Raw genomic sequence first — 15,255 nt, 5'->3', positions numbered from 1 at the left:
CAAAGGTTCAATCTAAAAGGCGAATGTGCCCGGTATCAAAAATTGGTTCGGCGCCGAAAAAACTCCAGGCGCCGAAAGGTCCATCAGGCTTGCGTCAACTTCGCTGCGGCACGTTCGAAGCGGTCGAGACCGGCGTCGATATCGGCGTCTTCCACCACCAGGCTCGGGGCGAAACGGATCACGTCCGGACCTGCCTGGAGAATCATCAGGCCTTCCTGTTCGGCGGCGTTGAAGATGTCCTTGGCCTTGCCTTTCCAGGCGTCGCTCAGCACGCAACCGATCAGCAAACCGAGACCACGCACCTGAGTGAACAGGCCGTATTTCTCGCCGATCTGTTGCAGGCGAGTCTTGAACTTGTCGTGCTTGGCGTTCACGCCGTTCAACACTTCAGGAGTGTTGACCACGTCGATCACCGCTTCGGCGACGGCGCAGGCCAGCGGGTTGCCGCCGTAGGTGGTGCCGTGGGTGCCGACGACCAGATGTTTGGCCAGCGCTTCGGTGGTCATCATTGCCGCGATCGGGAAACCGCCGCCCAGGCTTTTGGCGCTGGTGAGGATGTCGGGGGTCACGCCGTAATGCTGGTAGGCGAACAGCTTGCCGCTGCGGCCCATGCCGGTCTGCACTTCGTCGAACACCAGCAGGGCGTTGTTCGCGTCGCACAGTTCGCGGGCACCTTGCAGGTAAGCCAGCTCGGCCGGCAGTACGCCGCCCTCGCCCTGGATCGGTTCCAGCACGACCGCGCAGGTCTTCTCGGACACCGCGGCTTTCAGTGCGGCCAGATCGTTGTAGGGAACGTGGGTGATGCCAGTGATTTTCGGGCCGAAACCGTCGGAGTACTTCGACTGGCCACCGACGTTGACGGTGAACAGGGTACGGCCGTGGAAGCTGTTCAGCGCGGCGATGATTTCGTATTTCTCGGAGCCGAAACGGTCGAATGCGACGCGACGGGCCAGCTTGAATGCGGCCTCGTTGGCTTCAGCGCCGGAGTTGCAGAAGAACACGCGCTCGGCAAACGTGGCGTCGATCAGCTTGTGCGCCAGACGCAGGGCCGGTTCGTTGGTGAACACGTTGGACACGTGCCACAGCTTGTTCGCCTGTTCGGTCAACGCACCGACCAGCGCCGGATGCGCGTGGCCCAGGACGTTGACGGCAATCCCGCCGGCGAAGTCGATCAGCTCGCGGCCGGCCTGATCCCAGACCCGGGAACCGGCGCCACGCACCGGAATGAAAGCGGCAGGCGCGTAGTTGGGAACCATTACCTGGTCGAAATCGGCGCGTTGTACCGCAGCGTGCTCAACGGACATCGGAGTCTCCTGAAGAGGAACACCCGCCTGGAACTGGCGAGCGATGAGGGGATTGTAAGGACAGTTGGGTGCCCGGCCTTGTCGCCAAGCGACAACTTCTTATAGCGCAAACCCCGGATTTTCCCGGGTTTACGGCAATGCGACATATAGCGTCGCAAAGGCGCAGTTTACCGGGCGCGGCCGATTTGCGGCAGGCCGCGCAGGATACCAAGTCAGCCCCCACGGCAGAGACATAAATATCTACCGCACGGGGGGCGCTTGCTGCTGATTTGCTGAGGGTTCTTCCCAACGCCAAGGAATGGCCATGCATTTGTCTGAAGCACCCCCATCGGCAAGCCCGGATGCCGCACATGACGCGCAACATGCGGACGAACATTACCAACCACTGAAAAACGCGATTCCCGCCTGGTTGGGCGACACCTCAGCCACTCGGCGAGAAGCACTGAAAAGCAGCCTCCCGCAGCAGCCGGCCGCGCTCAAGAACGCGCCAGCCGAACAGCACGCGCTGATGAAAAGCCTTGGGGCGGCGCATATCAGCGCCCAGAGCCGGGTCGATAAAAGCCTGGAACACTTGCAGGACGCTGCGGCTTTCGCCGAGCCCCTGCTCAAGGCCGAGCTGAAACGCTGCTTCGATCTGGAGCTGGATGTCAGAAACACCTACGTGCGCCTGTACATTCCCGCCACCACCCCGTGGTTTCCGATTCGCACCGGCGCCCGAGCCTGGTCCGCGTCACTGCTTGAGGCTGCGCTGCATAACTTCGAAGACAGGGAAACCGAAGACAACGCCTTCGAAGCCGAGTCGACATTCACCAGCGCCCCCTCGGCCACAGGACAGTTTGAAACCCTGCCCGAGATCAAGGCGAAACTGAGCATTTCCGCTTTCACAAAACTGTGCCGTCGACTGGATATCGGCGCGAAATACAAAGCCAGTCTGGAAGACAATCTGGGCTATTCCGATCCGATGGTCGCGTCGGTCTTGCGCGGCAAAATCGACGCCAGCCAGAAGGCCGCGATGAAGGCTGCCCTGCAATGGGCGCGGATGAACCGCGATGTCTCGGAAAACGCGTTACGCACGATCGAGGCGATGCTCGACGGCGTGAAAGGCCTGCATGTGCATGGCGCCCCGCTGCTGTGTCATGACATGACGATGCTTTGCGCACCGCTGACCGGCATCGTGGTATTCGCCCCGGACCTGTACATGACGCGCAATGCAGCGCGCGTCGTCGCCTACGTCCCGGATGACCCCGAACATCCGTTCAAGGAGTACGCCTCGCCGTTGGAAATGGTTGTGGAACTGACGCGCCAGTTGCGCTCCAGGGACTATCAGCAATTCTTCAGCCGCTTCGTCAACCACGACCAGCGCGGTTTCTTCTTCAGCACCCTCAACAGCCGGCTGAGTGAAATCCGCTGGCATCCGCACGAACCCGGCGACCCGCTGCCGGCGTGGCGCGAAGCCCCGGTGGAGCGGCCCGATCTGCAGACTGCGCTGACGCCGTTTTACGACGATGTCTGGCAACACCTGTACCAGGCAAAGCTGAACAAGATTTTCAATGACGCCCGAACCATTGCCGTACCGACTGCCCTGGTTGATCAAAGGGCGCGCTGGGCATTCTGGGATTCGCTGGTCAACATCCTCTCTTCCATCGCCCAGACCGCCGCGATGATCGTCGCGCCCTTCGTGCCGGTGCTCGGTGAAGCGATGATGGCGTACATGGCCTATCAGATGCTCGATGAAGTATTCGAAGGCATTGTCGAGTGGGCGCAGGGGCGCACGACCGAAGCGGTCGAACATTTGATGGGCACCGTGGAATCGATGATCCAGTTGGGCATGTTCGCCGTCGGCGGTGCGATTGGCGCGGCCGAGTTTCGCAAGGTATTGCCCAAGGAAATCGTAGCGTTCATCGACCGCTTCAAACCGGTACAACTGGCCAATGGTGACACCCGCTATTGGCAACCGGATCTCGAACGCTACAAACATCCGCAGCGCCCGACTGCCGATTCGCAACCCGATGCGCTGGGTCTGCATACCCATGAAGACAAGCGCCTGCTGCCCCTGGAGGACGCGCACTTTGCAGTCACGGAAAGTCAGGTGCCAGGGCAGTACCGCATCGAACATCCGAGTCGCCCCGACGCATACCAGCCGGTGCTGCGCCACAACGGCGAAGGTGCCTGGCACACTGAACTCGAGCAACCGCTGGAGTGGGATGGCGCAACCGCGCTGCGCCGTATCGGCCCTGCGGTCGAGAGCTTGTCCGCGAGCGAGCGCGAAACCGTCCTGCAGATCAGCGGAACCAGCGAAGACGCGCTGCGCAAAATGCATGTCGAGCAGGAAAAGGTCCCGCCGCTGCTGGCCGACAGTATCCAGCGCTTCAAGCTTGATCAGCAGTTGCAACGCTTCATCGACCAGCTCGACAGCGATGACGCCGAAGTTTTTTTGCGCGCCGACCCGGCCATGCAACTGCAGGTGCTCAGCGAATACGGTCGCTGGCCAGGCGACAAATGCCTGCGTCTGCTTGATCGCCAAGGCCAGCAACTGTGGCAATCGTCTGCCGACACAACCCTGCCCGTGACCGAACTGCGCCAGGGCGAACTGATCGGTGGCGACGTGCTCAAAACCCTGCTCCAAACCCTCGACGAGACGCAGATCAAAGCCTTGCTGGACGAGCCCTTCGCCGGACCGACGCCGTCCATCGAGGTCCGCAGCCAGAACCTGCGCAAGCAAGTGGCCGACCTCGCGAGACGCAACACCAGCGCGCTGTTCGAGTCGCGCTATCAAACCCTTCAGCACCTCGACGACCCGCTGGCGGCACGACTCAAGACTCACCCTCCACAATTGCCGGCCAGCATTACCCGCGAACTGCTCGATACCGCGACCGGCAGCGAACTGCTGCAGATCAGCGAAGGACAATTGCCCGCGCGCCAACAGGCGCTCATGCAGATGGCCAGTGACGAGGTGCGCGTTGCCCGCGCATATGAGGGCCTTGAGCTGGCCTCGGTGAGCAACCCCGACTCTGACTCTCTGGCGCTGCAAAGCCTCAAACTGCTGCCGGGCTGGAGTGGCGATGTACGCATCGAAATCCGTGACGGGCGCTACGAGGGCGCATTACTGGACACCATCGGCCGTGACGATGCCCCTGCACACAAGGTGCTGGTTCGCCGCGACGATGGCCAATATCAACCTTATGACGATCGTGGGCAGCAGCTGCACTCATTCACTGATTTCTATTCCAGCCTGTTGTACGCATTGCCCGACAGCGAGCGCCAGAGCCTGGACCTGCGCATTGGTCAGAGTCAGGCGCTGAAGGCGGCCATTCGTCAACGTACGCTCGAGCGCCACGAGTGGCGTCAGGTGATTGTCGATACGCCGTCACGAGCGCCGACTGTCGACACCCTGCGCCTGCTCGGTACCGACGGTTACGCCCATGCTCCGCGTCCGCCGCGTCCCGCTTACCAGCCGCACACCCTCGAAGAAGACATCCGCGTGCTCTATCCACGCATGTCCAATCATGAGATGCGCTTTCTCGCCGAAAGCATGCGCAGGAGTCCAGCAGGCCCGCGCGCAGAGATGCTTCGCTTGCAAAATGACTACTTGCAATTGCAGAACGAGCTGCATGTCTGGGCCAACAATCCGCCCGCCTTGCATCCCGAAACCGGCACGGCGCTGACGCCGCTGGAGAAGCGCGCCGAACTCCAGAATCGCAGGCTGCTCAGGGAGCAATTGCTCAAAGCCTGGAGGCGGGAGCACGTCACGGGTATCAATCAACAGGGCTTCGCCGCCGGATACGCGTTGCGCCTTACACCGGCGGTCATGGGCGACTTGCCGATGTTGTCAGCAGACTTCAGCCATATCACTTCGCTCGCCATTGATGGCAGCCCGATGACCACATCTGTCGACAGCTTTCTGCAGTCCTTCAGTCAGTTGCAGAATATTGATGCGCGCAACCTCAATCTGCCCAGCCTGCCGCAAGCACTGACTTCAATGCCCTCGCTGCGCGAACTGCGTTTACGCGATTGCCGAGTGAGCCTGACAACGGTCACAGAGTCGGTGCTGGCTTCCTTGCCACAACTTACCCTGCTCGATCTGCAAGGCAATGCGCTGGGCTTGCCGCCGGACCTGCACGCGATGCCTTCGTTGCGCTACGTCAATCTGTCCGACACCGGCATTCATACGGTGCCCGACGATCTGCTGGATCATCCGCGATTGATCTCGGCGCAATTCGATCGCAACCGCATTACGCGGATACCGGAAAAGTTCTTCAACCTGGCCAGCTCCCTCTGCGATGGTTACACCTTTGCAGACAACCCGTTGACCGCAGCCTCTCGGGAACGGGTCAAAGTGTTTTACGAGCACACCGGCAAGCACTTCGGGGTCCGGCCTGTGCAGGAGGATCTGCAGCGCACCATCACCTTGTTCCCTTCCCTTGACACCGAAGGCGCGACACGGGTTTTGTACCGATTGCCCGGGCCATTGGCCGAGTGCGGTGCACAGTTGTCACGCTGGGAAAATGAGCTCGGCGTTCTGAATCTCGAACTCAGCCAATGGATCAACCAGGCCGCCGTGACTGCCGCTGAATCGGGAGAACGTCTGCCGCTCGAGACGCAGACCCGCGAACTGGATGCCAGGCGAGACTTTGCGCAACAGATCGAACAATTCTGGCGCAGCCCGCCCACGTACCCGCGCCTTGAAGAACTCAGGGCAACGGCGGCCTTCAGTGGCGATATGCCGATACTCAGCACCGGTCTGGAGCGCGTTACCCGGTTGAACCTCGTTGGCAACGCCAATGTCACCGCCGCCCTGCGCTTCGTGGAGTGCTTGCCCAACCTTGCCAAGCTGAAAATGAGCGGCTTCGAACTGGAACCGCTGGCGCTTGGCGAAGCAAAACTGCCTCGGCTGACCGATCTGGAGCTGAAGAATTGTGGCGTGGTCATGACCCCGGAAAACCAGGCTGCGCTGCTGTCACTCACCGCCCTGGACACGCTGGACCTGAGCAACAATCCGCTGGGAACGTTCCCCGACCTGAACCTGTTGCCGGAGTTGTTCCATCTCGACCTGTCCAACTGCGGGTTGACCGACGTTCCCGAAGGACTGAGCAGCCATCCGGGGTTACGAATCGCAGCCCTCTCGGGCAACCGCATCACGCAATTGCCGGAGGCGCTGTTCGACCTCCCCGCCGAGCGCAGTGACGGCATTGACCTTGCCGACAATCCGCTATCGGCAGCAACGCGCGATCAGATCAAAAACTACTTCCGCATCCATCGAAACGACTTTGACGTCCTGGCGCCCGAGCAGGATGTCAGCCTCGCCCGGCAGCTGTTTCCCGGTTTGAACAAGCAGGAGGCCAGCGAGATGATCTACGACTTGCCCGGCAATCTGGGCGACAGCCGCAAACAGCTCCTTCGCTGGAAAGCGGAGCAGCAACAGATGCGCGATGACCTGACCCGCTGGGCCTCGGCAATTCCGTCCGCGCACCCGGTCACAGGCCAGGCCTTGAGCGTAAGCGAGCATCTGGCGCAACGATCCGCACGCTCGGACTTCAAGCAATTGCTGGAGGATTTCTGGAGCGAAAGATCGATGGGAAGCGGCAAGCGCAGCGCATTGTTTGCGGCAGACCTGAAGTTCCTCGGCGAAATGCCGCGCCTGAGTGTCAACTTCGATCACGTGACCAGCCTCAAGCTCACCGGCAACGTGACAACCGCCGGACTGGAGCCGTTCGCTGCCTTGTTCCCGAATCTTCAGACGCTGAAATTGAAAGCCTTCACCCTCTATGACATACCCTCATTCGTCGGCCGCCTGCAGTATCTCAAAGAGCTCAAACTGAATGACTGCGCGCTGACACTGACACCTGCCGGGCAGCAAGTACTCGGCACCCTGTCCGAGTTGCGGCTGCTCGATCTGAGCCACAACCCACTGTCAAACGCGCCCGATCTGACAACCCTGCCCAGGGTAACGAACTTTTTACTTGGCCATACCGATCTGACCAGCGTGCCGAAGGGCATCGCCGAGCATCCGCTGCTGCGAGAGCTCTCGCTTGCCAATAACCAGATTACCGAGCTGCCGGACGCTATCTTCAGCCTGAAGCCCGATAAGGCCGACGGCATATATCTGAACGACAACCCTCTGTCGATAAATGCCCGCGAGCGCGTCAAGTTCTACTACGCGGCACACGGGCGCAACTTCCGCATCAAGCCGCCATCGGCTGACATTGCCATGGCGCAGAGACTGTTCCCACGCCTTGGGGAAAACGCTGCGATCAACATGATTTATCGCCTGCCCGGGACATTACAGACCGGCACGGCGCAACTGATCAGGTGGGAGGGCGAAATCGCCCGCATGATTGGTGATCTCAACGCATGGAGTGAGCGTCTGCCAGTCAACAATCCATCGACAGAACGGCCATGGACTGCGCAGGAAAAAGCCGCAGAACTCGCCGAGAGACAAAAATTCAGCGAAAGCCTCGAACAACTGTGGCGCGGCAGGCGCACCGACAATTCAGCACTACGGTTCAACACCTTCAATGCCAATGCGGCATTTACCGGTGAGTTACCGCAATTGGCCACCGACTTCAGTCACATCACCCATCTCAATCTGCAGGGCAATCCGGCACTGAAGGTTTCCGACGGTTTTCTCACAAGCTTCAGCGGATTGCAGGGCCTGGAACTGCAGGATTTTTCCCTGGGCCAGATGCCTCAAGCGCTGCAAAGCCTGCCGTCGCTGGAAACGCTGATGCTGAGCAAGTGCCAGATCACACTGGATCCTGCCGGACAAGCGGTCTTGTCCACGCTGACCCGCTTGAAATCTCTGGACTTGTATAGCAATCCGCTGCAGGTCACGCCCGATGTGTCGGCACTGCAGAACCTGACGTTCATCGATCTGACCAGCACCGGAATCGATAGCGTTCCTGCCGGCCTGGAACAGCTGCCGCAGCTAGAAGTTGCGTTGCTGAGCGACAACAACATCATCGAAGTGCCGACGGAGCTGACGCGTTATTCCGGTCGCGGCATTGAACTGGGCGCCAACCCGTTGTCGGTTGCTTCCAGAGAACGTGTCAAAGCCGCTTTCCAGGCCAAAGCCGACAATTTCGGTGTCTGGGTCCAACAGGACGACATCGATCTGGCGCAAAGCCTTTACCCGTCGCTGTCCGGCTTCGATGCCAACGATCTGGTCTACAAGCTGGCGGGTACGCTGGCCGATGGACGCCTTGAGCTGATGCGCCGCAAAACCGGCCTCACGAGCCTGCTCGAACGCCTGGATAGCTGGGCAAACGAGATCCCCAACGATCCTGACACGCAGATGCCACTGGCGAACGACGCGGCAGCCAGGGAAACACGCAATCGCCAACATTTCAGGCGAGATCTGGAAACCGAACTGCGCCGGGCGCCCACGTACATCATGGACCCAAGAGTTACCTGCGACATTTCGTTCACCGGCGAGCTGCCGGCGCTGGCCGCAAGCTTCGACCATATCGAAGAGTTGCGACTGACAAGCGGAGCGTCCGCCCCGCCCAGGGTCGATCAATTGTTGGCGCTTTTTCCCAAACTCAAAAGCATCACCATCCGCAAATATCCGTTGCGCGAGGTTCCCCCCAGAATCTTCGGAATGGACAGATTGCACAGCCTGTATCTGCCTGGCTGTGAAATCACGCTGACTGCGCAGACCGCAGAAGCCTTCAGAATGCTGAGAAACCTGAGATCCGTGGACCTGAGCGACAATCCGCTCAACATTACTCCGGATCTGAGTCATTTCCCGCAGATGACCGATGTGCGTCTGGGCAATTGCGCCTTGAGCAAGGTGCCCGACGGTCTGTTCGAACTGCCTCGATTGAGGTACGCGGACTTGTCCGGGAACGCGATCACCGAGTTGCCGGGCGAGTTTTCTTTACAGCCCGGCGACGTGCTGACCGAATACGACTTCAGCGACAACCCGCTGACTGCCGAAAGTTTGCAGCGCCTGCAGCGGTATGAGGCGGCGTATCAATTGCGCCTGCTGGAGCAGCAGTCGAGCAACGACACCGCGTATCAGACGATTGAGGATTTCCATGACTTCTCCGGCGGCATGGAAACCGATTGAGGGTCAATCCGCGCTCAGCCACGCTCCGGCGGCACTGACGACAATTCGAAAGGGCTGCTGCTGCGTCGCTGGTTGCGATCTTCGCGCGGCGTGGCACCGAAGAAATTGCGATAGGCGCTGGAGAAATGCGGCCCCGAGGAGAAGCCACAGGACAGGCCGATCTGGATGATCGACTTGCTGGTCTGCATCAACATCTGCCGGGCCTTGTTCAGGCGCAATTCCAGGTAGTACTGGCTGGGCACGCGGTTGAGGTATTGCTTGAAGATCCGCTCCAGTTGCCGACGGGATACGCACACATGCTGGGCGATTTCGTCGGTGGTCAGCGGCTCTTCGATGTTGGCTTCCATCAGCAACACCGCCTGGGTGAGCTTCGGATGGCTGGAGCCGAGGCGATTCTGCAACGGAATGCGCTGACGCTCACCGCCCTCGCGGATGCGCTCAACGACCAGTTCTTCCGACACCGCACCGGCCAGTTCCGCACCGTGATCGCGGGCCAGCACCGCCAGCAACAGGTCGAGCACCGACATGCCACCGCAGGCGGTCAGGCGGTCGCGGTCCCAGTCGAAAAGATGGCTGGTGGCGATGACTTTCGGGAAGCGCTCAGCGAAATCGTCCTGCCAGCGCCAGTGCACGGCGGCGCGATAACCGTCGAGCAAACCGAGCTGCGCCAGCGGATAGACACCGGCCGACAGACCACCGATCACGCAACCGGCACGCACCAGTTGCTTGAGCGCACTGCTCAGCGCCGGCGCCAGGGTGGTCGGCGGCTCGTCGGCGAGCAGGAACAGTTTCTGGAAATTCTCGAGCTTGCCTGCCCAGGGTTCGCCTGGCAATTGCCAGGCCCCTTCGCTCTGCGGCTCGGCCTGCAAGAACGACAGTTCGTAAACCACGTCCGGGTGCACCCGCTGCGCAACACGCAAGGCCTCCTCCGCCAGCGCCAGCGTCAACGCTTTAGTGCTGGGCCAAATCAGGAAACCAATTCGATGGGCAGTCATGGGCGGGCAATCCGAAACGAACAACGGTGATGAAGGCATGGGCCAATGCTAGCCCGGAAATGAATACAAATCCTGAGTCCGACACAGATCCATGTAGGAGCTGCCGCAGGCTGCGATCTTTTGATTTTTGAAAAACAAGATCAAAAGATCGCAGCCTCGTTGCACTCGGCAGCTCCTACAGGGGATCTGAGCCAGCCAGAAGATCGCGAAGCATGACCTAATCTGGTGCACAACGGCAGCCCTGATTTATTTCAGGCTGCCCGACAGGAACTGCTGCAAGCGTTCCGACTGCGGGTTGACCAGCACTTCGCGCGGGTTGCCGCTTTCTTCGACGACGCCTTTGTGCAGGAACACCAACTGGTTCGACACTTCACGGGCGAAGCCCATTTCGTGGGTCACCACGACCATGGTGCGGCCTTCCTGCGCCAACGCCTGCATGACTTTCAACACGTCGCCGACCAGTTCCGGGTCGAGGGCCGAGGTCGGTTCGTCGAACAGCATCACTTCCGGCTCCATCGCCAGCGCTCGGGCGATCGCTACACGCTGCTGCTCGCCACCGGACATGTGCCCTGGGAACGCGTCTTTGCGATGGGCCACGCCGACCTTGTTCAGGTAGTACTCGGCTTTTTCGCGGGCTTCGTACTTGGGTACGCCAAGCACGTGCACCGGCGCTTCCATGATGTTTTCGATTGCGGTCATGTGCGACCACAGGTTGAAGTGCTGAAACACCATCGACAGGCGCGAACGCATGCGTTGCAGCTGCTTCGGATCAGCGGCTTTCAGCGCGCCGTCCTTGTTCGCCACCAGTTTCAGCTCTTCGTTGTTGAGCAGGATCTTGCCGGCGTGCGGCTGCTCGAGCAGGTTGATGCAGCGCAGGAAAGTACTTTTGCCGGAGCCACTGGAGCCGATGATGCTGATCACATCGCCGGCGGCGGCTTTCAGGGACACGCCCTTGAGCACTTCGTGACTGCCATAGCGTTTATGCAGGTCTTGGACTTCAAGTTTGTACATGCGGTCGGTTCTCACAAAAACAGTCAGTCAGTCGTTGAGCAAGCGCCCGTGACGCAGCGCTTCGCGCCCCGCCACCTTGGCCAGCCAGAAACCGGGTTGGGCATAGCGCAGCCGTTCAATGGCAAACAGCACCCCGGACGTACCAGCACATACCGTGCTGACCCGATCGGACACAGGGTCGATCACTTGAAAAATTTCATCGCCCGCCTCGACCCATTCGCCGGGCCTGCGGGAAAAACTCACCACACCGGGGTGCGGCGCAAACAGCAATTCGGTGCCTTCGAACGGCATGCCTTCGCACGGTGCGAAGGCCGGGTCCGGCCACTCGCCGGTGATCAGGCCTTGCTCGGCAAGGAACGCCAGAATGCCTTCGGCATAAGCCTCGGCTTCGACGCGGCCAGTGTCGGCCTGCCCGCCCAGCTCGATGGTCGTCGCCAGACACGCCAGCGGAATCTGCGCATCGGGAAACTGCCGCGACAGGCGCAGCCACGGCAACGAGCAGGCTTCATCGAACGAGCTGCCGCCGGAATCTTCCGCGAGCAAACCAACCTTGACGTTCAGGTGCGCCGACAGCGAACGCCACTGCGGCCAGTGCTGCGGCAGCGCGTACATGTGCAGCGCGGCTTCGACATCGCAGTGCAGATCCAGCACCACATCGGCGGTGCAGGCGTGGCTGAGCAGCACACGCTGCATGCCCTGCAACTGGCTGCTCGCTTCAGGCAAGCCGGCCAAGTGGTCGGCCATTGCCTGGCGGATCAGGCGCACGTTGGCATGGGGATCATCACCGAGCTTGTCGCCCAGTGCCGCCGCGACCGGCGCGCTGAGCTCGACGAAATCACGGTTGAAATTCTTGCCGCTGCCCGCCTCGAAACGGCCCTGGAAATTGCCTTGCAGCAATTGCCCTAGACCGATCGGATTGGCCACCGGCACCAGCTCGATCACGCCGTTGAGCAAGCCTTGGGCTTCGAGTTCGCCGAGGCGCTTTTTCAGCTCCCAGGCGGTGCGCATGCCCGGCAGTTCATCGGCGTGCAGGCTGGCCTGGATGTAGGCCTTGCGCTCGCCCTCACCGAACCGGAAAACCGAAACCTTGCGCTCGCTGCCCAGGTGGCTCCATGGCAATACGTGGTCGATGCGTTGCATATCAGTGCTTCCGTGGCGCGAGGTAGCTCAACCAGCGACGCTCGGCCAGTTTGAACAGCTTGACCAGAATGAAGGTCAGGCACAGGTAGAACACGCCAGCGGTGATGTACGCCTCGAACGGCAGGTAGAACTGCGCGTTGACGGTACGTGCCGCGCCAGTGATGTCGATCAGGGTCACGATCGACGCCAGACTGGTGGTCTGCAGCATCATGATCACTTCGTTGCTGTACTGCGGCAGCGCGCGGCGCAGGGCCGACGGCAGCAGAATGCGCTTGTACAGTTTGAAGCGCGACATGCCCATGGCCTTGGCCGCTTCGATCTCACCGTTCGGCGTGGCCTTCAGGCTGCCGGCGATGATTTCTGCGGTGTAGGCGCTGGTGTTCACGGCAAAAGCCAGGCAGGCGCAGAACGTTGCACTGGACAGCCACGGCCACAGGAAGCTTTCGCGTACTGCTTCGAACTGGGCCAGACCGTAGTAGATCAGGAACAGCTGAACCAGCATCGGCGTGCCGCGAATCACGTAGGTGTACAGCCACGCGGCGCCGTTGACGAACGGGTTTTTCGAGACGCGCATCAGCCCCAGCGGCAACGCCGCGAGCAAGCCGAAGAACAGCGACAGCGCGAGCAGTTTGAGGGTGGTCAGCAGGCCGCCGAAGTACAGCGGCAGTGCCTCCCAGATGACGTTGTAGTCGAAGATCATAGATCAGCCGCCCTTACGCCTACCGAGTAGCGCTTCTCAAGGTGACGCAATGCCAGCAACGAAACACTGGTGATCACCAGGTACATCGCCGCCACTGCGAGGAAGAAGGTGAAAGGCTCGCGCGTGGCATCCGCCGCCTGCTTGGCCTTGAACATCATGTCTTGCAGACCGACCACGGAAATCAGCGCGGTGGCCTTGGTCAGTACCAGCCAGTTGTTGGTGAAGCCGGGAATCGCCAGACGAATCATCTGCGGCACCATCACCCGGAAGAACACCTGAAAACTGCTCATGCCGTACGCCATGCCTGCTTCGGCCTGGCCCTTGGGGATCGCCATGAACGCACCACGGAAGGTCTCCGAGAGGTACGCACCGAAGATGAAACCGAGGGTGCCGATACCGGCGGCCAGCGGGTTCAGATCGATGTAGTCGTCATAGCCGAGCATCGGCGCAACGCGGTTGAGCAAGTCCTGACCGCCGTAGAAGATCAGCAGGATCAGCACCAGATCGGGAATGCCGCGGATCACCGTCGAATACAGGTCGCCCAGCCACGCCAGCCAGCGCACCGGCGACAGGCGCAACGCGACACCGATCAGCCCGAGAACGATGGCCAGAGCCATGGACGACAAGGCGAGCTGAAGCGTCAGCCATGCGCCATCGAGGATGACAGCCCCGTAGCCTTTCAACATGATTCAGGTCCTCGAAAGTTGGGATGAAAAAATGGCGCAAACCGCAGAGATTCTGTTGCTTGCGCCATTTCGGACTTGTCGCAGAGACGTCTTACTTGCCGTAGATGTCGAAGGCGAAGTACTTGTCCTGGATTGCTTTGTATTTGCCGTTTTCGCGGATGGCCGCGATGGCAGTGTTGATCTTGTCTTTCAGGGCGTCGCCCTTGCGCACTGCGATACCTACGCCGTCGCCGAAGTATTTGACGTCGGTGAAGGCCGGGCCAACGAATGCGAAGCCTTTGCCGGCGTCGGTTTTCAGGAAGCCGTCATCGAGCAGGGTGGCGTCAGCCACGGTACCGTCGAGGCGACCGGCGGCCACGTCGAGGTAGATTTCGTTCTGCGAGCCGTACGGCTTGATCTCGGCGCCCAATGGAGCCAGAACTTCGCGGGCGAAACGCTCGTGGATCGAGCCACGCTGTACGCCGATGTTCTTGCCTTTCAGCTCAGCCAGACCTTCGCTGACCTGAGTACCGGCCTTCATGACCAGACGCGCCGGGGTGTTGTAGTACTTGTTGGTGAAGTCGACCGACTTCTTGCGATCTTCGGTGATCGACATCGACGACAGGATCGCGTCGATCTTGCGCACTTTGAGAGCCGGGATCAGACCGTCGAACTCTTGCTCGACCCACACACACTTGACCTTCATTTCTTCGCACAGCGCGTTGCCGATGTCGTAGTCGAAACCGACGATGCTGCCGTCCGGTGCTTTCGAAGCGAATGGAGGGTAAGCCGCTTCGATGCCGATCTTCACAGGTTTTTCGTCAGCGACGGCATTCAGCGACAGCACGGACAGTGCCAGGGCGCCAAGCAGCACAAGTTTCTTCATCTTGGGACTCCATCGGTAAAGGGCAAAAACGGCAGAGTGAGCGACAGCCCAATATGCGAATGGGTGAATCGGAAATCGGTTGCGCATCGGCGGAAATTTCCCGTTAAAACCGCAGGCGATTTCAACGTCAGCCACGATGAGCGAGTGATCGGCATTCTAACGACAGGCCCGAAGCCGATATTTCTTCAATGCGACAACTAATTACAGATGCACCGAGAAAGCGGTTTGAGCTCATTGACAGCCCTGCAAATTCATGCAAGAGCGAAAGACAGTGAACCGATACATATTGCAAGTTGCGGGCCCATTATTCGCAAACCCTTCTAATCCGGCAAGCGCAGCGTTATGTCTTATTTTTCCGCGGGGCTTTGGAGGCTCTAAAACGGCGCACCGCGTTTCCCTTCGCCCCGGTTTGGCGCGGGCGGTTACACATTGGCCTGTGGCGGGTAACAGCGGGAAAGGCCTGACGGTGCAGATCGATAATTAGTG

8 protein-coding genes are annotated in these 15,255 nt (G+C 60.3%); 1 reads left to right on the top strand and 7 read right to left on the bottom strand.

The window, feature by feature from the left end:
- Positions 1 to 83: 83 nt before the first annotated feature.
- A complete protein-coding gene (locus F8N49_RS16895) occupies positions 84 to 1,304 on the bottom strand; it encodes an aspartate aminotransferase family protein (RefSeq protein ID WP_122704218.1) in 1,221 nt (406 codons plus the stop codon).
- Positions 1,305 to 1,608: 304 nt separating this feature from the next.
- Between F8N49_RS16895 and F8N49_RS16890 the strand changes: the two genes are divergently transcribed.
- Positions 1,609 to 9,372 (top strand): dermonecrotic toxin domain-containing protein, encoded by a 7,764-nt coding sequence (locus F8N49_RS16890; protein WP_151551942.1) that lies wholly within the window; start codon positions 1,609 to 1,611, stop codon positions 9,370 to 9,372.
- A 14-nt stretch (positions 9,373 to 9,386) separates the two neighbouring features.
- Here F8N49_RS16890 and argR read toward each other — a convergent pair whose 3' ends face one another.
- The 6 genes from argR to F8N49_RS16860 all read right to left on the bottom strand — a co-directional run bounded on the left by argR (position 9,387) and on the right by F8N49_RS16860 (position 14,769).
- Entirely contained in the window at positions 9,387 to 10,367 is a 981-nt protein-coding gene (gene argR / locus F8N49_RS16885) for a transcriptional regulator ArgR (RefSeq protein WP_024014018.1), read from the bottom strand.
- A 246-nt stretch (positions 10,368 to 10,613) separates the two neighbouring features.
- Positions 10,614 to 11,378, bottom strand: a complete 765-nt coding sequence (locus F8N49_RS16880) for an ABC transporter ATP-binding protein (protein WP_007912705.1) — start codon at positions 11,376 to 11,378, stop codon at positions 10,614 to 10,616.
- A gap of 27 nt (positions 11,379 to 11,405) precedes the next feature.
- Entirely contained in the window at positions 11,406 to 12,518 is a 1,113-nt protein-coding gene (locus tag F8N49_RS16875; protein ID WP_151551941.1) for a succinylglutamate desuccinylase/aspartoacylase family protein, read from the bottom strand.
- Between the two features lies 1 nt (position 12,519).
- A complete protein-coding gene (locus F8N49_RS16870; protein WP_122507650.1) occupies positions 12,520 to 13,218 on the bottom strand; it encodes an ABC transporter permease in 699 nt (232 codons plus the stop codon).
- Positions 13,215 to 13,904: an ABC transporter permease gene (locus tag F8N49_RS16865; protein WP_016773583.1), complete on the bottom strand. Its 690-nt coding sequence runs from the start codon at positions 13,902 to 13,904 to the stop codon at positions 13,215 to 13,217. Before F8N49_RS16865 ends, F8N49_RS16870 begins: the two co-directional genes overlap by 4 nt.
- Before the next feature lie 91 nt (positions 13,905 to 13,995).
- Positions 13,996 to 14,769 (bottom strand): ABC transporter substrate-binding protein, encoded by a 774-nt coding sequence (locus tag F8N49_RS16860; RefSeq protein WP_024014020.1) that lies wholly within the window; start codon positions 14,767 to 14,769, stop codon positions 13,996 to 13,998.
- Between the last annotated feature and the right edge of the window lie 486 nt (positions 14,770 to 15,255).

Origin of the sequence: Pseudomonas sp. GXM4, from assembly GCF_008923895.1 — a bacterium.
Classification (GTDB): domain Bacteria; phylum Pseudomonadota; class Gammaproteobacteria; order Pseudomonadales; family Pseudomonadaceae; genus Aquipseudomonas; species Aquipseudomonas atacamensis.
The sequence above is the reverse complement of the archived record's forward strand: the minus strand, read 5'-3'. Positions and strand labels throughout refer to the sequence as shown.

Excerpts from the sequence above, each read along its gene's own strand:
- F8N49_RS16860 (WP_024014020.1), bottom strand. The coding sequence starts at position 14,769 with ATGAAGAAACTTGTGCTGCTTGGCGCCCTGGCACTGTCCGTGCTGTCG.
- F8N49_RS16875 (WP_151551941.1), bottom strand. The coding sequence starts at position 12,518 with ATGCAACGCATCGACCACGTATTGCCATGGAGCCACCTGGGCAGCGAG.
- F8N49_RS16890 (WP_151551942.1), top strand. The coding sequence starts at position 1,609 with ATGCATTTGTCTGAAGCACCCCCATCGGCAAGCCCGGATGCCGCACAT.
- F8N49_RS16895 (WP_122704218.1), bottom strand. The coding sequence starts at position 1,304 with ATGTCCGTTGAGCACGCTGCGGTACAACGCGCCGATTTCGACCAGGTA.
- F8N49_RS16880 (WP_007912705.1), bottom strand. The coding sequence starts at position 11,378 with ATGTACAAACTTGAAGTCCAAGACCTGCATAAACGCTATGGCAGTCAC.
- F8N49_RS16865 (WP_016773583.1), bottom strand. The coding sequence starts at position 13,904 with ATGTTGAAAGGCTACGGGGCTGTCATCCTCGATGGCGCATGGCTGACG.
- argR (WP_024014018.1), bottom strand. The coding sequence starts at position 10,367 with ATGACTGCCCATCGAATTGGTTTCCTGATTTGGCCCAGCACTAAAGCG.
- F8N49_RS16870 (WP_122507650.1), bottom strand. The coding sequence starts at position 13,218 with ATGATCTTCGACTACAACGTCATCTGGGAGGCACTGCCGCTGTACTTC.